This is a genomic window from Vibrio proteolyticus NBRC 13287 (assembly GCF_000467125.1).
GTDB classification, from domain to species: Bacteria; Pseudomonadota; Gammaproteobacteria; order Enterobacterales; family Vibrionaceae; genus Vibrio; species Vibrio proteolyticus.
Map to the genome: position 1 here is coordinate 47,041 of NZ_BATJ01000013.1, position 22,480 is coordinate 69,520.

At 52.2% G+C, this 22,480-nt stretch carries 16 protein-coding genes; 13 read left to right on the forward strand and 3 right to left on the reverse strand.

Annotated elements, in window-relative coordinates:
• Positions 1-101 precede the first annotated feature (101 nt).
• Positions 102-2,972, forward strand: a complete 2,871-nt coding sequence (gene gcvP, locus VPR01S_RS15740) for an aminomethyl-transferring glycine dehydrogenase (protein WP_021706352.1) — start codon at positions 102-104, stop codon at positions 2,970-2,972.
• 61 nt (positions 2,973-3,033) lie between these two features.
• Here the strand turns inward: gcvP and VPR01S_RS15745 are convergent, their stop codons facing one another.
• Together VPR01S_RS15745 and VPR01S_RS15750 are read right to left on the reverse strand one after the other, a co-directional pair.
• Positions 3,034-3,936 (reverse strand): hypothetical protein, encoded by a 903-nt coding sequence (locus tag VPR01S_RS15745; RefSeq protein ID WP_040902899.1) that lies wholly within the window; start codon positions 3,934-3,936, stop codon positions 3,034-3,036.
• A 674-nt stretch (positions 3,937-4,610) separates the two neighbouring features.
• Positions 4,611-5,531, reverse strand: a complete 921-nt coding sequence (locus VPR01S_RS15750; protein WP_021706354.1) for a LysR family transcriptional regulator — start codon at positions 5,529-5,531, stop codon at positions 4,611-4,613.
• 117 nt (positions 5,532-5,648) lie between these two features.
• Between VPR01S_RS15750 and VPR01S_RS15755 the strand changes: the two genes are divergently transcribed.
• The 5 genes from VPR01S_RS15755 to VPR01S_RS15775 all read left to right on the forward strand — a co-directional run bounded on the left by VPR01S_RS15755 (position 5,649) and on the right by VPR01S_RS15775 (position 10,869).
• Positions 5,649-6,317, forward strand: a complete 669-nt coding sequence (locus VPR01S_RS15755) for an SDR family oxidoreductase (protein ID WP_021706355.1) — start codon at positions 5,649-5,651, stop codon at positions 6,315-6,317.
• A gap of 76 nt (positions 6,318-6,393) precedes the next feature.
• Positions 6,394-7,581, forward strand: coding sequence for an MFS transporter (locus tag VPR01S_RS15760; RefSeq protein ID WP_021706356.1), 1,188 nt, complete (start codon positions 6,394-6,396; stop codon positions 7,579-7,581).
• Between the two features lie 67 nt (positions 7,582-7,648).
• On the forward strand, positions 7,649-8,278 hold the full coding sequence (gene grxB / locus VPR01S_RS15765; protein WP_021706357.1) for a glutaredoxin 2: 630 nt from the start codon (positions 7,649-7,651) through the stop codon (positions 8,276-8,278).
• 11 nt (positions 8,279-8,289) lie between these two features.
• Positions 8,290-8,751, forward strand: coding sequence for a VOC family protein (locus VPR01S_RS15770; protein WP_021706358.1), 462 nt, complete (start codon positions 8,290-8,292; stop codon positions 8,749-8,751).
• A gap of 231 nt (positions 8,752-8,982) precedes the next feature.
• The gene (locus VPR01S_RS15775; RefSeq protein WP_021706359.1) at positions 8,983-10,869 is read left to right on the forward strand and encodes a methyl-accepting chemotaxis protein; all 1,887 of its coding nucleotides are present in this window, start codon (positions 8,983-8,985) and stop codon (positions 10,867-10,869) included.
• Between the two features lie 57 nt (positions 10,870-10,926).
• Here the strand turns inward: VPR01S_RS15775 and VPR01S_RS15780 are convergent, their stop codons facing one another.
• A complete protein-coding gene (locus VPR01S_RS15780) occupies positions 10,927-11,826 on the reverse strand; it encodes a LysR family transcriptional regulator (protein WP_021706360.1) in 900 nt (299 codons plus the stop codon).
• A gap of 165 nt (positions 11,827-11,991) precedes the next feature.
• Here VPR01S_RS15780 and VPR01S_RS15785 point away from each other — a divergent pair, with 165 nt between their 5' ends.
• The 7 genes from VPR01S_RS15785 (at position 11,992) to VPR01S_RS15815 (ending at position 22,420) form a co-directional block, all read left to right on the forward strand.
• Positions 11,992-13,683 (forward strand): L-lactate permease, encoded by a 1,692-nt coding sequence (locus VPR01S_RS15785; protein WP_021706361.1) that lies wholly within the window; start codon positions 11,992-11,994, stop codon positions 13,681-13,683.
• A 167-nt stretch (positions 13,684-13,850) separates the two neighbouring features.
• A complete protein-coding gene (lldD, locus tag VPR01S_RS15790; RefSeq protein ID WP_021706362.1) occupies positions 13,851-14,990 on the forward strand; it encodes an FMN-dependent L-lactate dehydrogenase LldD in 1,140 nt (379 codons plus the stop codon).
• A 94-nt stretch (positions 14,991-15,084) separates the two neighbouring features.
• The gene (locus VPR01S_RS15795) at positions 15,085-17,925 is read left to right on the forward strand and encodes an FAD-binding and (Fe-S)-binding domain-containing protein (RefSeq protein WP_021706363.1); all 2,841 of its coding nucleotides are present in this window, start codon (positions 15,085-15,087) and stop codon (positions 17,923-17,925) included.
• Positions 17,926-18,036: 111 nt separating this feature from the next.
• Positions 18,037-18,831, forward strand: coding sequence for a PhzF family phenazine biosynthesis protein (locus VPR01S_RS15800; RefSeq protein WP_021706364.1), 795 nt, complete (start codon positions 18,037-18,039; stop codon positions 18,829-18,831).
• A 17-nt stretch (positions 18,832-18,848) separates the two neighbouring features.
• Positions 18,849-19,493: an HD domain-containing protein gene (locus VPR01S_RS15805; protein WP_021706365.1), complete on the forward strand. Its 645-nt coding sequence runs from the start codon at positions 18,849-18,851 to the stop codon at positions 19,491-19,493.
• The gene (locus VPR01S_RS15810) at positions 19,486-20,232 is read left to right on the forward strand and encodes a helix-turn-helix domain-containing protein (RefSeq protein WP_021706366.1); all 747 of its coding nucleotides are present in this window, start codon (positions 19,486-19,488) and stop codon (positions 20,230-20,232) included. Before VPR01S_RS15805 ends, VPR01S_RS15810 begins: the two co-directional genes overlap by 8 nt.
• Positions 20,233-20,359: 127 nt before the next feature.
• On the forward strand, positions 20,360-22,420 hold the full coding sequence (locus VPR01S_RS15815; protein ID WP_021706367.1) for a VIT and vWA domain-containing protein: 2,061 nt from the start codon (positions 20,360-20,362) through the stop codon (positions 22,418-22,420).
• The last annotated feature ends 60 nt before the right edge of the window (positions 22,421-22,480 follow it).

Sequence of the window (22,480 nt, forward strand, 5' to 3'; positions counted from 1 at the left end):
GAAAACGAAAGCTGCCCCATAATTACATGATGGGCAGCTTTTTTTTAAAGGCCCAATATCACGGTGTCACACTGCTTGTGGGCCTTTTGGAGAAGGTAAAAATGACTGAATTACTTCAAAGCCTAAGCACACAAAATGAGTTCGTTGCACGCCACAATGGACCAAACACAAACGACCAGCAAAAAATGCTGGAAGCCATTAATGCAGTGAGCCTCGACGCGCTGATCCAGGAAACGGTTCCGGCTCAGATTCGTCTTGAGAAACCAATGGCACTGGCTGCTGCGCAAAGCGAAGCAGACATGCTACGCACCATCAAAGCGTTTGCTGACCAAAACCAAATTAAACGGACATTCATCGGTCAGGGTTACTACAACACGTTCACGCCGAATGTAATACTGCGTAACGTCATGGAAAACCCGGGCTGGTATACCGCTTACACGCCGTATCAACCAGAAATTTCCCAAGGTCGCCTTGAAGCTCTGTTGAACTATCAACAGATGGTTATGGACCTGACTGGCATGGAAATCGCGAATGCCTCTCTGCTGGACGAAGCAACCGCGGCCGCTGAAGCCATGACACTGTGTAAGCGTGCAGGCAAGAGTAAGAGCCACGTCTTCTTTGTTGCAGATGACGTACACCCGCAAACCATAGAAGTGGTGAAAACCCGTGCTGCCTTTATCGGCTTTGACGTGCACGTTGCCCCACTGGATACCCTGACGGAAACTGAAGCGTTCGGTGCATTGGTTCAATACCCGAATACTACGGGTGAAATCCGCGATTTGACAGACATCATCGCCAAAGCGCAAGCCAACAAAACGCTGGTTGCGGTGGCCACTGACCTGCTGGCCTCTACGCTGCTGAAACCTGCGGGTGAAATGGGTGCCGACGTCGTGATCGGTTCCGCACAGCGCTTCGGCGTCCCGATGGGCTATGGCGGTCCTCACGCCGCTTTCATGGCCACGCGTGACAAACACAAGCGTACCATGCCGGGCCGTGTTATCGGTGTTTCTATCGATGCCAGTGGCAACCAGGCGCTGCGCATGGCAATGCAAACCCGCGAACAGCACATCCGTCGTGAAAAAGCGACCTCCAACATCTGTACTGCTCAGGCACTGCTGGCCAACATGGCCTCTTTCTACGCGGTTTTCCACGGCGCAGAAGGCCTGCGCACCATCGCGCGTCGTACTCACCATCTGACTGCAATTCTGGCAGCGGGTCTGACGAAATCAGGTTACGAGCTGGCGCACAATAGCTTCTTCGACACCATCACCATCAATGCTGGTGACAAAACCGCAGAACTGTACGCCAAAGCGCAAGCGGCAGACATCAACCTGCGCCTGCTGGCCAGCGAAGGTAAGCTTGGCATCAGCTTCGACGAAACCACCACCACATCAGACATCGAAGCGCTGTTTGCCGTATTTGGTGTGTGTGAAGACATCAATGCGCTGTCGAGTGACATCGCCGCCAATGAGTTTGCAGCGATTCCAGAAAACTGCCGTCGTACCTCGTCTTACCTGACGCATCCGGTATTCAACACGCACCACAGCGAAACGCAGATGATGCGTTACCTGAAGCAATTGGAAAACAAAGACTTCTCTCTGACTCACGGTATGATCCCACTGGGCAGCTGTACCATGAAACTGAACGCCGCAGCGGAAATGATTCCGGTGACCTGGCCAGAGTTCGGTTCCATCCACCCGTTCGTACCAAAAGAGCAGGCAGCCGGTTATGCGGCACTGGCGAAAGATCTCAAAGAGAAGCTGTGTGAAATCACTGGCTACGATGAGTTCTCACTCCAGCCGAACTCAGGCGCTTCTGGTGAATACGCAGGCCTGATCGCGATTCAGCGTTACCACGAAAGCCGTGGTGAAGGCCACCGCAATGTGTGTCTGATCCCAAGCTCTGCACACGGTACCAACCCGGCAACGGCGTCCATGGTTTCGATGAAAGTCGTGGTGGTGAAATGTGACGACAACGGCAACATCGACATCGACGATCTGGCAGCGAAGATAGAGAAGCACAAAGACAACCTGTCGAGCATCATGATCACCTACCCTTCTACTCACGGTGTATACGAAGAGCAGGTGAAAGAAGTGTGTCAGATGGTTCACGCAGCTGGCGGTCAGGTTTATCTCGACGGTGCTAACATGAACGCTCAGGTTGGCCTGACGTCCCCGGGGTTTATCGGCTCTGACGTCTCGCACCTTAACCTGCACAAAACGTTCTGTATCCCGCACGGCGGCGGCGGTCCGGGCATGGGGCCAATCGGTGTGAAATCGCACCTGGCGCCATTCCTGCCTGGTCACATTGAAGGTGGTCTGGAAGGTGAAGACTTCGCCGTAGCCGCAGCGGATTTGGGCAGCGCGTCGATTCTGCCAATCTCCTGGGCGTACATCGCAATGATGGGCGCAGAAGGCCTGACACAGGCAACCAAAGTGGCAATTCTGAACGCGAACTACGTGATGGAGCGTCTGCGTCCACACTACCCGGTTCTTTACCGTGGCAGCAACGGCCGCGTCGCACACGAATGTATTATCGATATTCGTCCGCTGAAAGAAGAAACAGGCATCAGTGAGGAAGACATCGCGAAGCGTCTGATGGACTACGGTTTCCACGCACCGACTATGTCTTTCCCGGTAGCAGGTACCTTGATGGTCGAGCCAACCGAATCGGAAGATTTAGAAGAGCTGAACCGCTTCTGTGAAGCCATGATTGCCATCCGTGAAGAGATGAACAAAGTGAAAAACGGTGAATGGCCGCTGGACAACAACCCACTGGTTCACGCACCACACACCCAGGCAGATCTGGCCAACGCAGAATGGGACCGTCCATACTCGCGCGAACTGGCTTGCTTCCCGTCTCAAGCGGCCAAGCAATCCAAGTACTGGCCAACGGTTAATCGTGTCGACAACGTGTACGGCGACCGTAACCTAATCTGTTCATGCCCAAGCATCGACAACTATGAAGATTAAGGTTGTTGTACAAGCTTAATTGAAAAGCAGCCACTGGCTGCTTTTCTTAAGTCTTATTAGGCTATTCTTGTGGTGTAGTTTTTAGCATCAGTAACACTATCACTGCACTAATAGCCCAACTTACGAGTAATTGTAACCAAATTATTAGCTGAATTTGCGAATTGGAAAACGAAGCATGTTCAGGAATTATGACTTTCAGCAATACGCTACACGCGAAAGGCAAGATCAGCAGCACGAGGGTTTTACCAAAACGCCACCCAATGTTGAGACAGCGACGATACAATAATCGACTTGCGAAAAAAAACACCAGTAGCCACCAAAATAAAAATAAAACGATTTCGCCAGCATCAAAACTAGTCAAGCTAACATCTCTACCATCCAATTTGGCCACAACAATAATGATAACAAACGGTATCAGTAGTGCACCATTCCACATCATCAGACGTAAGTTTTGCCAAAAGTAACCAACAGCATGAAGTTGATCGCGACTTTTGTGTTTTGGGTTAATTTTTAGTAGTGGATGCTTTGGCTGATACCGTTCTAACTGTGGCTGCTTACGGAACCAAAATATATGTAACGTCAGCCAAAGCAAGGTTAAAACGAATTCAATCATAAAAACATCACTATTGAACACCAGACTTGTATTTGCTGAGATGTGTATCAGTGTGATTATAAAAAGCGTGGTACCTAAATTGATGATAGCTAATGGGAAAGCCATCCACTTTCCTGCCGAGCGGTAAGCCAATAGAAGGTGTGCTGTCAATAATAATAGTAAAAATACCCAGGACACACTAACAAACCAAACACCGGCGGTCCCAATCGCAAATATTAAAGAATCAGCAAACGTCGCTATGATTAGGATCAGCAGTTGCGCCATAAAGTAACGATCACGGTCGAGACGCTCAGCAGATGGTTCGTAAAACTGGTTTCTCCAGCAAAGATCCTTTATTACACTCAGAATCATAATATATTTATACACTCCTTTATTGTGAATTTGATAGTAGTACGGATTTATGTGTAGATAGCCGTTAAAGCCGACATTAATACAAGAAGATGTACGCGCATTGTTAACAACGACTGACGAAAATAGACAATGTTAATAAAGAGGTAGCTATTCCTGTTTGGTTAAATACCGTAGATGACAGCAACTGGAGAAAATGAAACATTTGCCTCCCTTCACCGCCTTACGGCTTAATGGAAAAAACACACTCATTCTGCGCTAGCGATTGGAGTTGCCACCAGCTCCTTCATCAGAAGACTTGCTTCTATAGAGCATGATATGGAGGTGAATTACTATCACAACCTAAACGCTGCAATTAACTAACACTAAACAACGCGGTCTCCTTTGCAACAGAAGAATATGAATAGATTATTGACAATAAAAATTTATATTCTTATGAGAGTTACTAAGGTATATGAAACCATTAATAGTTGCCAAATTCTGACATGAAATTAATTTTATTGATATAAAATGCTTAGCATTCCATTAAAATGGATAGAATAAATAACCTAAAAGCAACTTAATCATATTATGAATATGTCAAATTACTTGTTACAAATAACATCCTACATTAAGTGCCCGTGATACTGTGTTAATATATAGCCCCCTCCCAAAGCACTGCTCCTCTCACAACCCAATTACGAAAACTGCACCTTAAATCGTTCAATCAGAAAGTCGAGAAACAAACGGATGCGCTTGGGCTGGTGTTGGCGACTGAGGTAAATCACGTTTAAGTCGGCATCAGCGCCAGAGGTCAGTGCGCTGAAGTTTTTCATATACCCGTTCAGTACGGTGACTAAGCGTTGCTGTTGAATATCCGCCTGAACATCAAGGACGGATTTAAGCGCGATGCCTGCACCATCCAACGCCCATTGTCGAATCACTTCACCATCATCCGAAAAGCGTTTCGGCACCACAGTGATGGCTTTATGTTGTTCGCTGTCCTGAAAGTGCCAAGTTTTCAGCTCTTCGTTACTGCGAACCATGGCCAGGCAATCGTGCTGAGCCAGATCTTGTGGCGTTAACGGCGTGCCTTTTTTGGCTAAATACTCCGGCGAAGCGCACAGTACCCGACGGCTGGAAGCCAGCTTGCGCGAGATTAGGTTACTGTCGGCGAGTTCACCGTAACGAATCACAATATCCAGTCCGGATTCCGCCAGATTTGAGAGATTGTCATTCAGGTAAAGATAAGGTATCACCTCTGGATACTGCGCTGAAAACTCAGACAACATGGGTGAGATGTATTGCTTACCCACGTCCCTCGGTGCCGAGATCTTCAACGTTCCACGCACCTCTTTCGTACCGGTTTGCAATAGATTTTCCGTTTCTTTCACGTTGTCGATGATTTCCAGACAGGCCTGATGATACAACGCCCCGGAATCGGTCAGCGAGATATGGCGTGTACTGCGGTTCAGAAGTTTCACCCCGTAGCGATCTTCTAACGCTTGCAGCCGGGCCGTGACTGTAGCTGGCGACAAGCCGAGTTCCCGGCCCGCTGCTGCCAGTCCCTGATTTTTCACAATGCTGATAAACAGTGTCATATCTGCGAACTTATCCATACACCTTCCTATTTATTATTCGCCTGAACTGAACAATTAATTCAAATTTTAACCCATTATCAAATTATGTCTAATCAATATACTGACTCCATCTACTCAATTCTGGAGACAGACACTATGAATACAGACAAAACCGTATACGTCGTTATTGGCGGCACATCCGGCATCGGCGCAGAAGTTGCGCGCCAGCTAAACAATAAAAACAGCGTGGTGCACGTCGCCAGCCGCAAAACCGGCCTGGACATCAGTGACGAGCAGTCGGTCTATCACTACTTCGAAGACATTGGTGCGTTTGACCACCTGATCATCACTGCTGGTTCTTACGCCCCGACAGGCAGCGTGGTTGAAGTCGGACTGGCTGAAGCAAAGTCTGCGTTTGATACGAAGTTCTGGGGCGCAATTAACGCAGCCAAACATGCCGCACGTTATATCAAACAAGGCGGCACCATCACGCTGACCTCCGGCATGCTGTCACGCAAAGTGGTGGCCAACACTTACGTTAAAACCGCCATCAATGCCGCACTGGAATCCGTCACTAAAGTACTGGCGAAAGAGCTGGCGCCTGTCCGGGTGAATGCGGTCAGCCCGGGATTGACCAGAACAGAGGCTTATCAAGGCATGAGTGAACAAGACCGCAACGCCATGTATCTGCGTACTCAAACCAACCTGCCAGTCGGCAAAGTGGGGGAAGCCAGTGATATTGCCATGGCTTACCACATGTTGATTAACAATGCTTATATGACTGGCGCCGTGATTGATGTTGAAGGCGGCGCGCTACTCAACTGATCCAGAAAAGTCACTATGGTGCCCGACACAACTTCGTGCTGGCACGTCAGGATTCACCTACATAGAGAAATTTGCCATGAACAATAAACCAATGCCGCTGCAGGTGTGGATTTTGACGCTTGCCGCCTTCGCCATCGGGACCGCAGAATTTGTGATCGCCGGTATTCTGCCCCAAGTGGCCCACTCCCTATCGATTACCGAAGGTCAGGCGGGCTACCTGATCAGTGCTTACGCGCTGGCTATTGTGTTCGGTGGCCCTCTACTCACCATCTACCTGGCGCGTTTTAACAAGAAAACCGTGTTGTCTGGATTAATGATGCTGTTTATCGCCGGCAACCTGATGTCTGCTTTCGCGCCGAACTACACGGTATTGATGATCAGCCGTGTGATAACCGGCCTGGTTCAGGGACCGTTTTACGGCATCGGCGCGGTGGTCGCGACCAGCCTGGTGTCCGAGAAAATGGCCGGACGTGCGGTCGGCCAAATGTTTGCCGGACTGACGCTGGCCAATGTATTAGGCGTACCCGGCGGAACCTGGATTGGGTTGCAGTTCGGCTGGCATATGACATTTCTGACCGTTGCGGCGTTCGGCCTGATTGCCCTGCTATTCATTACGACAGTGATTGCTTCTCAAGGTCATGACAGAGCCAAAGACGTCAGAGCCCAGTTGGCCGCGTTCAAAAATCCGATGTTGCTGATCAGCTTAGCTATCACCGTTTTCGCCTGGTCAGGTTTTATGAGCTTGTACGGCTATCTTGCCCCAATTGCCACACATGTGACGGGGTATGGCGAAAACGCCGTCACCTGGATTCTGGTGGTCGTCGGGATCGGTTTAATTGTCGGCAACACCTTAGGTGGGCGTTCGTCAGACAAAAACTTACAAAAGGCATCATTGTTCTGGGCACTGGCAATGATTGGCTCACTGGTTTTAGTTGGCCTGACGGTTGACAGCAAACTGATGTTCATTGCCGCGGCATTTATCTTCGGTGTGGCTTCATTTGCCAACGTACCGGCGATGCAGTTACGGGTTATGAATCACGGCGGTGAAGGACAAGAACTGGCCGCAACAGCCAACATCTCCGCGTTTAATCTCGCCGACGCATTTGGTGGTTTCCTCGGAGGCATGGTACTCGACAGCCATATTGGTGCCGACATGATCCCGTACGCAGCCCTTATTGTGCCCGTCATTGGCTTGTTGTTCATCATCAGCGCCAACCGCAGAGAAAACCAATTTGCCACACCAGCTAACCGCCTGTGTCGCTAACCCCAACATCCCGTAGCCAGGCCCCGATGTCTGGCTGCGAAGATAAATAGATAAAAAGGAAATCCAGATGAAACTCTACATTTACGAACATTGCCCTTTCAGCGCGCGCGTCCGCTACGTTGCCGGAATGCTGAAGACTCCGTTGGAAACGATCACCATTGATTACGATGATGACCAGACCACGACAGAGATCATTGGCACCAAACAAGTACCGCTGCTGCTTAAAGACAACGGAGACGCGCTGGCAGAAAGCCTCGACATTATTCAGTACCTTCTGCACCTTGCAGGTTGTGACGAAACTCATCAGCCTTCACAAGCCGTTCTGGACTGGCAACGCAACGCATTTCTACCCCTGCAGAAAGTGGGCTATCCACGCTGGGCAAACATGAATTTAGCCGAGTTCAGAACCCGCTCAGCCCAAGCCGCGTGGCGCGCAAAAAAAGAAACCGAAACCCTCAACTTTGACGCGCTGCTGCAAGACACGCCATCCATTGCCGAGGACGCCGCAGCCCTTATCCAGCAAGCGGGAGAAACGCTACGAATCAACGCATTTCAGCGCATTTCCGTTGTTGATGAAGCGATTGTCTTCTCCATCCTGCGTGGCTTTTTCAGCGCTGCTGAAATTGAGTGGGATCCGATTGTGCAAAGCTGGATGGAAGCGGTCAGCAACCAAACCCGAGTCCCGCTTTTAAGATAAGGAGCTTCGCCATGCAGATACAGGGAATGCATCACTTTACGATTCGTACTGCGCTGCTGGAAGAGACCACGGAGTTTTATCAACGTGTGATTGGGCTGGAGGTGGGGGAGCGTCCCAACTTTGGGTTCCCTGGCCGCTGGCTTTACGCAGGCGCAGAGCCGATTCTTCACCTGGTTTACCAGCCGAATGACCGGGCCGTGGGTGCACTGAATCACTATTTGGGGGAACACACCAACATGAACGGCTCTGGTGCCATTGACCATATAGCGCTGCGCGGCACCGATCTGGATAAGATGCAACGCCATTTAAGTCGCTTTAGTCACGTGCGTTTTCAGGAACGCATCGTTCCGGATCTGCAGGAACATCAGCTCTTCTTGCATGATCCGAATGGCATCACCATCGAAGTGATATTTCCTTACTCAGCGGACAACCGTATCGTTGGCGAATCGCTGACGTCATTCAAGCTGCGCTAAACGCATCACGGATTTTGCAGCCAAAAATGTTAGATCGTTCCAGTTTGAGCCTGAAACGGTCGCCTACACTAAGAGCGTATTATGCGCTCTTTTTTATATCTACCGCTCAGAAAATCTGACATGGAGAGCAAATCCGAAAGATAAATCAGCATTTATTTCGAGCATGAAAATATAATGACAGAGCAATGACCATTGCAACACAACTAATATAACAATTGAATAAGGTTTCCTATGTTTAAGAAACTCTCTTTGAAAAACAAATTGGCCATCTCTGCCAGTGCAGCCATTATTGTCGGGGGATTGCTGGTTGAAGGTCTGTCTTTTCGGGATTCACTGCAGCGCCTGGACGTCGAAGTCGAGCAACGTCTAGAAAGTACCAGTGCGTCATACAACCAATACGTGAGCGACTGGCTGCTATCGAAAGAGCGCGCACTGACGTCCCTTTCACCGGATGTCGAAAAACGGGCCATTGTTACGCATCTGAAACAAGTACGTGATTCCGCGGCGTTTGACAATGTCTTTCTGGCGTACCCGGATGGCTCTCAGGACAACGCCAACGGCGTAATTCTGCCACCGGGTAACGATGACCCACGCCAGTGGGGCTGGTATACCAATGCGGTTGCTAATCCAAGCAAAGTCTTCATGGACAACCCAACCGTTGCTGCGGCAACCGGTGCTAACGTGGTCTCGCTGGGTAAAGCGCTCAATCTGCACGGCGAGCAAGTGGTGCTCGGTGCGGACGTTGAGATCAGCGATATTTTGAACAGTATGAGCAAAGTGATTCTTCCGGGCGAAGGCTATATGTTCATTACCAACGATCAGGGCAAGATTTTCTCGCACCCGGATACCAAGCTGCTCAATCAGCCGGTGAGTCAACTTGGCCTGAATTACGCCGATATTCAAAGCATCGCCCGCGATGCACATGACCGCAAAGTCACGCTCAACGGCGACGATTACGTGATCTACGCCGACGCGATTGAAGGCACCAAGCTGACTACGGTGACAGTGATCAGCCACGACTCGCTGATTGCACCGCTGTACGATGCGGTTTGGGGCCAAGTGATCGCGACCGGTCTTGTGGTCGTTATCTGTGTGGCGCTGTTCAATTTGCTGTGTAACATCCTCTTCCGTCCGCTCTACAACGTTTCCCAGGCATTGTCTCAGATTGCCAACGGTAACGGCGATCTAACCCGCCGAATCGACGTTGAAAACCACGACGAAGTGGGTGAACTGGCGGAGAACTTCAATAAGTTCGTGGCCAGCTTGCAGCAGCTTATTGGCCACATCCGCAGCCAGGCACAGGATCTGAATCAACAGTCTGACATCAGCACATCACGCGCGAACCAGTCGGTCAACGAACTCAACCACCAGCAACAAGAAATTGCCATGGTCGCCACGGCGGTCACCGAAATGGCGTCCGCCACTCAGGAAATCGCTTCACACGCAGAGCAAACCGCGAAAGCCGCGCAAGACTCTTCACACAGTACCCAGAACGGTCACGATCTGGTGGTCAACACCAAAGGTTCGATCAACAATCTGGCCAATGAAGTGAACGAGGCAAGCAACGTCATTCGCGAGCTTAACCAACACGCTCAGGATATTTCGACGGTGTTGTCGACCATCCAGGGGATCGCCGAACAGACCAACCTGCTGGCGCTAAACGCTGCAATTGAAGCGGCACGTGCCGGGGAACAAGGCCGTGGCTTTGCCGTGGTTGCTGACGAAGTGCGTGTGTTGTCCCAGCGAACTCACACCTCCACCGAGGAAATTAAGTCCACCATCGATACCCTGCAACACACCACGCAAAAAGCCGTTACTCTGATGGAAAGCAGCTCTTCACTGGCGCTGGGCTCGGTCGAAGATGCGGATCGTGCAACGCAGGCACTGGATGAAATCAACACCGCCGTCGCGCTGATCAGCGATATGGCGACACAGATTGCCACCGCCGCCGAAGAGCAAACCCATGTCACCAGTGAGATCACCCAGAACGTGACGTCCATTAAAGACGTGACTGATCAACTGGTGATCGGCGCAGAAGACTCCCTGCAGCAATCCACACAATTGAAAAATCAGGCCGACGAACTTAACGCCAAAGTGGCGACGTTTAAAGTCAGCTAATCTAAAAAAGAAAACAGCGGAGCTTCGGCTCCGCTTTTGTATAGCTGTGATACCCGTTTAGAAATAATGAGAGATCGCCAGATAGCGAGTGCGAATGTGTTCGATCAGTAACTTCACTTTCTGCGGCGGCTGACGGGTAAACGGATAAACCGCATAAATACCAAGTTTTTTGCCCACCAGCTCAGGGAAGAGATCCACCAATTGCCCGTTGCGAAAATCATGGTAAACCAGACAACGCGGCACATAGGCAATGCCATGCCCACCTAGTGCCGCCTTACGCAGAGCAGTGGCGTTGTCAGTCGAGAAACTGCCCGCCACCCGCACAATGTAGTTGCCTTTGTCTGCTTTGAACTCCCATTCGCTGGCTCCCGTGGTTTGATAGGCATACTGCAAACAGTTGTGTCTGGTCAGATCCTGCGGCTTAAGCGGTTTTCCGTGCCGGGCAATGTAGGATGGCGAGGCGCACACCACCCACTGGGAGTCGAGTATGTGCCGGGCAATCAGGCTGGAGTCTTCCAAATAACCGGTCCGGATCACCAGATCGTATCCACCTTCCACCAGATCCACGAAGCGGTTGTCGAGTGACATATCGACGCTCAGTCCCGGATGCTGGTTACAAAATTCCGCCACCGCATCGGCCAGAATCAGATCGCCGGAAATGCTCGGCACCGACATTTTGATGTGACCGCTCAGACTTTCGCCAAACCCTGCAACCGCGTCCATAGCCTCCTGGGTGGCTTGCTTCACATTTTTCGCCCCATGGATGAGCGCCTTGCCCGCTTCGGTCAGGGTTAATTTACGCGTTGTCCGATATAATAATTGCACGCCTATTTCTTCCTCCAGACGCGCAATTCTTTTACTAACTACTGAATTTGTAAGGTTATTTTGCTCAGCCACCTTACTAAAGCTGCCCAATTCTACGACCTGAGAAAACAGGATTAAATCATCTGCACGCATCTTATTATGTGATTTTTGGAACTAATTATTTTCATTATTTCCCTATATCACCAAAAAAGAAAGGGGTAAATTCACGCCGAATTAACACAAATAACACAATTATAAAAACCACAACAAATCATCGATTCCTGATAGGGAACATTGAACTTGTACGAGGAAGTACCAATGACCGAAACATTGTTAGCTTTAGTGGCGTTCTCACCCATTGTGGTCGCTGCTATTTTACTCGTCGGCCTCAACTGGCCGGCGAAGAAGGCTATGCCTGTCGCCTTTACCCTGACTGTCGTGATTGCCCTGCTGTTCTGGGACATGTCGGCCAACCGCGTGCTCGCTTCTGTATTTCAGGGGCTGATCATTACCGTCTCCGTATTGTGGATTGTGTTCGGCGCGATTTTTTTGCTCAACACGCTCAAACACACGGGTGCCATCGCGACCATTCGCAATGGCTTTACCAATATTTCACCCGACCGTCGTGTTCAGGCGATCATCATTTGCTGGTGCTTTGGTTCTTTCATTGAGGGCGCATCTGGCTTCGGCACGCCAGCCGCAATCGCAGCGCCATTATTGGTGGCCATCGGTTTCCCTGCTCTGGCTGCGGTGCTGATGGGCATGATGATCCAGTCAACGCCAGTGTCATTTGGCGCCGTGGGCACGCCGATCATCGTTGGAGTGAACAAAGGTCTGGATACACACAATATCAGTGAAAATCTGCTCGCTCACGGCTCAAACTGGGATGCGTATCTGCAACAAATTACCTCGAACGTTGCCCTGATCCACGCCGGAGTGGGCACACTAATACCGATCCTGATGGCCATGATGCTGACTCGCTTCTTTGGCAAAAACAAAAGCTGGACCGAAGGGCTCGATATTCTGCCGTTCGCGCTGTTTGCGGGTCTCGCTTTCACTATTCCATACGCCCTGACCGGCGTGTTCCTCGGTGCAGAATTTCCCTCACTGATTGGCGGACTGGTCGGCCTCGCCGTAGTGGTCTCGGCAGCTAAACGCGGCTTTCTGGTTCCCAAATCGACCTGGGATTTTGAAAAAGAAGAGCTATGGCCAACGGAGTGGCTGGGCTCGCTCAAAGTCGATCTGGCTGACAGCACTCAGAAGCCCATGAGCATGGTAATGGCCTGGCTGCCTTATGTCCTACTGGCCGTGATTCTGGTCGCCAGCCGCGTCAACTCAGAGTTCAAAGGATTACTCACCGGTGTCGCGCTCTCATTTGACAATATTCTCGGCGAGACTGGCGTGAGTAGTGCCATTCAACCTCTGTACCTGCCAGGAGGTATTCTGGTGTTTGTTGCGTTGCTGGCCGTGCTTTTGCAATCACGTAGCACCGCACCGCTAACCAAGGCTTTTGGCGAATCGAGTAAAACACTGATTGGCGCCGGCTTTGTTTTGGTGTTCACCATTCCTATGGTGCGTATTTTTATCAACTCAGGCGTGAACGGTGCGGATCTGGCAAGCATGCCCGTCACAACGGCCAATTTCGCCGCCGGGCTGGTGGGAGACGCGTTTCCGGCACTGAGTGCGACCGTCGGTGCACTGGGCGCCTTTATCGCGGGCTCCAATACCGTCTCTAACATGATGTTCAGCCAGTTCCAGTTTGAAGTGGCACAGACACTCAGCATTTCCAGTGCCGTGGTGGTCGCTCTGCAGGCGGTGGGCGCCGCCGCCGGTAACATGATCGCCATCCACAATGTGGTGGCTGCCTCCGCCACAGTCGGCCTGCTCGGCCGGGAAGGTGCGACGCTGCGCAAAACCATCATCCCGACTTTCTACTATCTTTTGGTAACGGGCGTGATTGGTCTGGTCGTGATCTACGGATTCCACGTCACTGACGCACTGATGAACTGAACCGATTAACGCAGGCTCAAACCTGTTCCCGATGTGGCGCGGTGACCAGACCGACAAGTAGGTGCTGTTACTTCAGGTAACGTATAACCGGTCATTGCGCCATTCCCGACTCGCTTAAAGACGCCCTCTCAAGGGGACAAAACATTCTCATATCAGGACCGACTTCTATGATTATTTCTGCTTCTACTGATTACCGCGCAGCCGCCAAGGCCAAACTGCCACCGTTTTTGTTCCACTACATTGATGGCGGATCTTACGCCGAGCATACCTTACGCCACAATACCGAAGATTTATCCGATATTGCGCTGCGTCAGCGGGTACTCAAAAACATGTCGGATCTGAGTCTGGAAACCGAGCTGTTCGGCGAGTCGTTATCGATGCCGATCGCACTGGCGCCCGTTGGCCTGACCGGCATGTATGCGCGCCGCGGCGAAGTGCAGGCCGCCAAAGCCGCGGCCAACAAAGGCATCCCATTTACCATGTCGACCGTGTCAGTGTGCCCGATCGAAGAGGTGGTACCTGCAATTGAACGGCCGATGTGGTTTCAGTTGTACGTGTTAAAAGATCGCGGCTTTATGAAAAATGCGCTCGAACGCGCCAAAGCCGCCGGGGTGACCACCTTGGTCTTTACCGTCGACATGCCGGTCCCCGGCGCACGTTACCGCGACATGCATTCCGGTATGAGTGGGCCGAACGCGGCGATGCGCCGTGTTTTCCAGGCGATGCGTCATCCAAGCTGGGCTCTGGATGTTGGCTTGCTGGGCAAACCCCATGATCTCGGCAACATCTCCGCCTATCGCGGTGAACCGACTAAGCTGGAAGATTACATCGGCTGGCTGGGAGAAAACTTCGACCCGTCCATCAGTTGGAAAGATCTGGAATGGATCCGGGATTTCTGGGATGGCCCTATGGTCATCAAAGGGATTCTGGATGTGGAAGACGCGAAAGACGCGGTGCGATTCGGCGCGGATGGTATTGTGGTATCCAACCACGGCGGCCGTCAGTTAGACGGCGTGCTTTCGACCGCCCGTGCGCTGCCGGACATCGCGGATGCCGTCAAAGGCGATCTGAAAATTCTGGTCGACTCTGGTATTCGCACCGGGCTGGATGTGGTTCGCATGCTGGCGCTCGGCGCAGACTGTACCTTACTGGGCCGCTCCTTTGTTTACGCGCTGGCTGCGCAAGGTCAGGCTGGGGTCGAAAACCTGCTCGATCTGTACGACAACGAAATGCGCGTCGCCATGACACTCACGGGTGCGAAGAACATCTCAGAACTGACCCGAGAGTCGCTGGTCAGCATGGGCTAAATTCGCTCAGGGTGCCACACTGGCGGTGGCACCATTGTTACTGGAAACCTTTCTCTTTCCCGTTTAACCAGTAATCACCACAAGGAAGCAATAGATGGCAAATACAATATCAAATGCCACGTATCAACAACTGGAAGATATCCTTGCTGTGAATATCGACCGGGAGCGCATTGTTACTCAGGAAGCCAAACGTCTGGCTTACGGCACCGACGCGAGTTTTTACCGTCTGGTGCCGAAAATCGTTCTGCGCCTGAAATCGCTTGATGAAGTGATCTTCGCCATTCAAAGTTGTCGCGAGATGGCGGTGCCGTTTACCTTCCGCGCAGCCGGCACCAGTTTGTCGGGCCAAGCGTTGTCCGATTCGGTGCTCATGACTCTGACCGACGACTGGCGTGGGCATCAGATCGTGGATAACGGTGAAAAAATCATTCTTCAGCCAGGGGTCATTGGCGCCGATGCCAACAAATACCTGGCACCTTATCAACGTAAAATCGGCCCGGATCCGGCGTCCATCAACACCTGCAAAATCGGCGGTATCGCCGCCAATAACGCCAGCGGCATGTGTTGCGGCACCGCACAGAACTCATACCGTACCGTCGACAGCATCAAAATTGTATTCAGTGACGGCACCTTGCTCGATACCGCCAGCTCAGAAAGTATCGCCGCGTTTAAAGCGACCCGGCCAGAACTGCTGGAGGGCATTGAACAGCTGTGCCAACAGACGGCACAAAACCGAGAACTGACCGAACGAATCCGCCATAAATACCGGCTGAAAAACACCACAGGTTACGCCCTGAATGCGCTGGTGGATTATCAGGATCCAATCGAAGTACTGGAGCACCTGATGATAGGCTCAGAGGGCACGCTCGGCTTTATCGCCGAAATCACCTACAACACCGTCGTTGAACACGCCCACAAAGCCTCTGCCCTGTTGGTGTTTGCCGATATCGAAGAAGCCAGCCGCGCGGTCACCATTCTCTCTCACACGCCAGTGGCGGCGGTCGAGTTGATGGACGGCCGGGCAATGCGCTCCGTCGCGGACAAACCCGGCATGCCCGAATTTATTCAGACACTGGATCTCGAAGCCGCAGCGCTGCTGGTCGAATCTCACACCAGCACGCAAGTGGAGTTGGCGGCGCAGTGCGCGACCATCATGCAATCACTGACGGATTACACCATTATTGAATCCGTTCCGTTTACCTCCGAGCCAAAAACCGTCGCGACCTTGTGGGGCATTCGCAAAGGTATGTTCCCTGCCGTTGGCGCCGTACGAGAAGTTGGAACCACGGTCATTATTGAAGACGTGGCTTTCCCGGTCGACAACCTCGCCAACGGCGTGCGCGATCTGCAAGCGCTGTTTGATAAATACCACTACGGCGAAGCGATCATTTTCGGCCATGCCCTGGAAGGCAACCTGCATTTCGTCTTCACCCAGGGTTTTGATTCACAGGAAGAAATTGACCGCTACGGCGGTTTTATGGATGACGTTGCCGAACTGGTGGCCGTGAAATACCAGGGCTCACTGAAAGCCGAACACGGCACTGGCCGTAATATGGCGCCCTATATCGAGCTGGAATGGGGCAAAGACGGCTATGCCCTGATGCAACAAATCAAAACCCTGTTTGATCCCGAAGGCTTGCTCAACCCCGGCGTGATCATCAACAGCAACCCACATGCGCACATTGAGAACCTCAAACCGATGCCAGCGGCAGATCCACTGGTTGACCGCTGCATTGAATGTGGCTTCTGTGAGCCGGTTTGTCCATCCCGGACACTCACCCTATCGCCACGCCAACGCATTGTGCTGTATCGTGAACTGCAACGTCGTCGCGCCGCTGGAGAACAGGTCGAAGCCTCTGAGTTGGAAGAGGTGTTTGAATATCAAGGTTTGGATACGTGTGCCGCCACCGGGTTGTGCGCTGAACGTTGCCCGGTAGGCATTAATACCGGCGATCTGGTGAAACAGCTACGTACCGCGAAATATCAGAAGTTTACTCCGATTGCGCGTTGGACAGCCGAGCATTTTGCAACCACAACCAAACTGGCTCGCGCCGGACTGAAAACCAATCAGCTGGCCACTAAGGTGCTGGGTGAAAGCAGTGTCGGCAAGGTCACAAACGGATTGCGCAAGCTGACCAAAGGCGCCACGCCGGTGTGGATGCCAGAGATGCCACAAGCCAATACCCAAGATCTCAGCCAAGCCATCGAAGCGCAAACGGCCACAGAGAAAAAAGTGGTCTACCTGCCCTCTTGTGCCACTAGAAACATGGGTCAGCAAAGCAGTGCGCAGGATCAGCGTCCACTGACCGAGGTGACACTTTCTCTGTTGAACAAAGCCGGTTATCAGGCCGTGATTCCTCGAGAACTCAATGAGCAGTGCTGCGGCATGCCATACGACAGCAAGGGCATGACCGAACTCGCCAGCGCAAAAGCCAGACAACTGGAAGACGCTTTGTGGCAGGCGTGTCGACAGGGAGAATATCCCGTGCTGATGGACACCAGTCCGTGCGCCAAACGCAGTATTGAACTGTTCACCAAACCGATGGAAGTGTTGGAACCGACGGGGTTTGTCAGCAAATACCTGCTGCCACATCTCGACATCACGCCAAAGCAGGAAACCGTGATGCTGCATGTGACGTGCAGTGCCCGCCGCATGGGGCTGGAAGCAGACATGCTCAATTTGGCGCAAGCGTGCGCCACCGAGGTGGTGCTGCCGGAGCACATTCAATGCTGTGGCTGGGCCGGCGACAAAGGCTTTACCACGCCGGAGCTGAATGCGGCCGCCGTGCATCCGCTCAAAGAACAGGTACCGTCCGGTTGTAGCCGAGGCTTCTCCAACAGCCGTACCTGCGAGATTGGTCTGTCGCACCATAGTGGCATCCCCTACCAGTCCATTTTGTATCTGGTGGATGAAGTTTCCCGTCCGCACCCCTGATAGTCCCTTCGTTGCGCCCCGGCCGGGGCGCAACTATTTCATCTGCCCCATTTTCAATTGGCAGAAAAATCGTTACCTTGGAGGTCTGCTACACGGATACAGGATACCCCCATGGAACTGGAATATTTCATTATTGATGCGTTCACTTCTGAACCTTTCAAAGGCAATTCAGCGGCTGTTGTTCCGCTGACCAACTGGCTCAGCGATGAACAGATGCAACATATCGCCGCCGAAAACAACTTGTCAGAAACCGCGTTCATCCAATCACAGGGAAACAACCACTACCAGATCCGCTGGTTCTCTCCCCTGCAGGAGATCGACTTTTGCGGTCACGCGACGCTCGCCTCCGCCTACGTGTTGTTTCAACATTTTGACGTGCAGGGCAAAATCACCTTTTCGACGCTAAACGTTGGCGAGCTGCAGGTGACACAAGACAGCAGCGCCCGAATTGTGATGAGTTTCCCCAATCGGGCGCCTGTGCCGGTCGACAACATCCCACAGTCTCTGCTCGATGGCTTGTCTATCGCCCCGCAACAGGTGCTGCGCAGCGAACAAGCCTATTTCGCCGTTTACGACAACGAACAGTCGGTACTGGATGTAGTCAGTGACAGTGAAACCCTCAAACAGCTCGCTCCCTATGACGTGGTGGTGACCGCGGCAGGCAGTGAATACGATTTCGTCTCACGCTACTTCTGGCCCGCCAACGGTGGCGTCGAGGATCCGGTTACCGGCTCCATTCACGCCGGACTGGCGCCATTTTGGGCGGAACAACTCGACCAGCCAGATTTGGTCGCCTATCAGGCCTCTCAACGTGGAGGAGTACTGTACTGTCATATTCGCAGTGATCGTGTCATCGTTGCCGGGCATGGCGTGTTGTACGCACACGGTTCACTGTTTGTTTCTTAAAGGAAGGCCAACCACTGATGACGTCCATAAACCAACTGGAACCTTTGATGCTCGAGTTCATCGAGCGAGAAATGCAGACCGATGCCGCGCACGACCTGAACCACGTAAAACGTGTGGTCGCGACTGCAAAACAGCTGTGCGACGAAGAGCAGGCCAATCCGCAGGTAGTGGTCGCCGCGGCCTACCTGCATGATTGCTTTACCTATCCGAAAGATCACCCGGAGCGTAAACAAAGTTCGGCCATTGCAGCAGACAAAGCCGTGGCGTTTTTGGAACAGATAGATTATCCGCCGTCACTATTGGCAGCGGTGCATCATGCGATTTGCGCGCACAGTTTCAGCGCGGGGATTCACCCCGACACGCTGGAAGCGAAAATTGTGCAAGACGCCGACCGACTGGACTCACTCGGCGCAATAGGCGTGGCACGCACCATTCAGGTCGGCACCGCTCTGCAGCGTCCGCTGTATAACGCAGACGACCCCTTGTGTCACACACGCCCCCCGAATGATAACCGCTTTACGCTGGATCATTTCTTCACCAAGTTGTTCGCCATTGCTGACACCATGAATACCGAAGCCGCCAAAGCAGAGGCACGTAAACGCAAAGCATTTATGCAGCTATTCTTAGATCAGCTCCAACACGAAGCAAACGCGCATGACTGAAACCCAGCGACTGATCCGCGAACTGAAAAAGCAACTCAAAGGCCACAGCATCCAATATCAGGATATCGCGGCGGCCCTTGGCCTCAGTGAAGGGTCGGTGAAGCGCCTGCTGGCCGAAGGCAGCCAAATCAGTCTCGCGCGTCTTTCGGCCATCTGCCAGTTAATCGGATTGGAAATGGGTGAACTGTTTAAACTGGCCAGTCAGGCAGAGAAAGGACTCGATGCCCTGAGTTTTGAACAAGAGAAACAGCTGGTTGCGAATAAAGGTCTGCTGTTGGTTGCGGTGTGCGTGGTGAATGGTTATCGCTTTGAAGAAATCCTCAGTCAGTATCAGTTCTCCGAGCCTGAATTGATCCGGCAACTGGTGGCGCTGGACAAACTCGGCGTGATTGAACTGCTACCCGCTAACCGAATCAAGATGAAAATTTCACCGGATTTCCGCTGGGTTCCGGGCGGACCGATTCAATGTTTCTTCCAGCAGCAGGTACAAAACGAATTCTTCCACAGTTATTTCTCCGCCGATGACGAAAAACTGGTGATGAGCAGTGGTTTGATGTCACTGCCAAGCAACCACAAGCTGCAACACAAGATTCAGAAGTTGGTGGATGAGTTCTATGCCGGCTGTAAAGCCGATGAAGTACTCGATCTCAATGACCGTCATGGTACATCCATGGTGATTGGCCTGCGGCGCTGGACCTTTCCTTTGTTCGACGATCTGCTGCGCACGCCCAAGTCGTAAATGGCGTAACCTCAGGTGACACTATCCGTTACCTGAGCCTTTTTGCTCTCCTAAGTCGCCGCATACATGCATGCTGCCCCACATCAGGATTGTGGCGCGACGCCACATGATGCAAAGGAGGCACACTATGTCTGTTGTTCAACCATTTACCGCATTATCACGCGTATTCTGCTTGGTCTGTCTTACGCTCTTGGCTGGCCTGTTGAGTCCGATCGCGCTTGCCAGCGGCTTGCTTAAGCCAGTCAACAGTCAATATCAGGATCTGAAAATCCAGACCCATCATGTCAATGTCGTGATTGAAGACGGCTACGCAACCACCCAAGTGGAACAGGTGTTTTACAACCCGAACAATACGCAAATGGAAGCCCGGTACTCGTTCCCGGTACCGGAGCAGGCGGTTGTCGGAGAATTCATTTACTGGGTTAACGGTCAGCCGGTGGTCGCCGAAGCGGTCACCAAAGACGACGCGGAACAGATCTATCAAACCCAAAAAGAGCAAGGCCGCTCGACAGCGTTGACCACAAAGAACGAGTTCAAAACATTTGAAATAAAAGTGTTCCCTGTGTTACCCAAACAGACGGTTAAAATTCGTCTGGTTTACCTGCAAGACGCTCTGCTTGACCATGGCGTAGGTCGCTATGTGTACCCGATGGAAGAAGGGGGTGTGGATGAGATTGCGAAAGCGTTCTGGACCCGTAACGATAAGGTTGAGCAGGACTTTTCCTTCCAACTGACGGTTAAATCCGCTTATCCGGTCGATGGTCTGCGTCTGCCCGAGCATCCTCAGGCATCCATTGCTTCAACGCCGGAAGGCGAGCAAACTGTCTGGTCTGCCACCCTCGCTAATCAAATTGCAACATCAGAAAGCACCTCACCTGATCCGGCGTTTCGTCTCGATCAGGATATCGTCGCTTACTGGCGCTTGCAGGAAGGCCTGCCCGGACGTCTTGATATGATCGCGTATCGCGATCCAACACAAAGTGAAAAAGGCACCATCAAACTGACGTTTACCCCCGGCGATGATCTTGGACCGATTGTTCAGGGCCGTGACTGGGTCTTCGTATTGGATAAATCCGGTTCGATGGCGGGCAAATACGCCACGTTGGCGGAAGGGGTTCGCCGGGCACTTGACACACTTACCGGTGATGATCGCTTTCGCATCGTCCTGTTCGACAACCGGGCCTACGCGCTGACACCAAACTGGTTAGCGGCCACATCCGACAACATTGACCGCGCAATGACCTCGGTGATCGAGGCCCAGACCGGCGGTGGTACCAATTTGTACGATGGTCTGGAGAAGGCGACACAATCATTAGACCGCGATCGCACCACCGGGATGGTGTTAGTGACCGATGGTGTAACAAATGTCGGCGTGACGGAAAAGAAAGCCTTCCTCAAGCTGATGCAAAAACACGACATTCGTCTGTATACCTTCATCATGGGTAATAGCGCCAACCGTCCGCTGTTGGAGCCCATGACGCAAGTGTCCGACGGATTTGCACTCAGTGTGTCGAACGCCGATGACATTCTTGGTCACATCATCAATGCCACCAGTAAACTAACCCATCAGGCCTACCGGGATGTGCAGTTGGATATTGACGGACGCCGAATCACTGATTTGACGCCCGCTCAGATCCGCAGCCTCTACCGTGGCGAGCAACTGAGTGTGTTCGGCCATTATTTTAAACCGGGTAACACCACCATTACCTTGACCGCGAAGGTCGGTGGCATTGAGCGAAAGTACCGCACCACACTAAACCTGCCGGACAGTGCCACACACAATCCCGAACTGGAACGCTTATGGGCGTTTGCCAAGATCCGCGATCTTGAACACAAGATGGACTATCTCGAAACCGCCGATGCCGACTGGGAGCAGGCGATTGAAACCATCGCGCTCGACTATGGGCTGCTGACCGACTACACCTCATTGCTGGTAGTCGAAGAAGACGTGTTCAAGCAACTGAACATCAGCCGCAGCAATCAGGTGAGAGTAGAAAAAGAGCAACAGGCTCGTACCCAGCGTGCGCACCAGCCGGCCCGTCCTAACAGAGCCGATCAACACGACCCTATGTTCTCTCAACCGGCACCAAGCCACTCTGGAGGCCGAGGAGGAAGCCTGAGTAGTTGGATGGTGCTGCTCCTCGTTATCGTCGGTGGTTATCGGCGCTGGCGCCGCGTTTATCATTAACGCTAAGCGCTGATAAACAAATGGCCCTGAGAAACGTCAGGGCCATATTCTCTTTTAGAT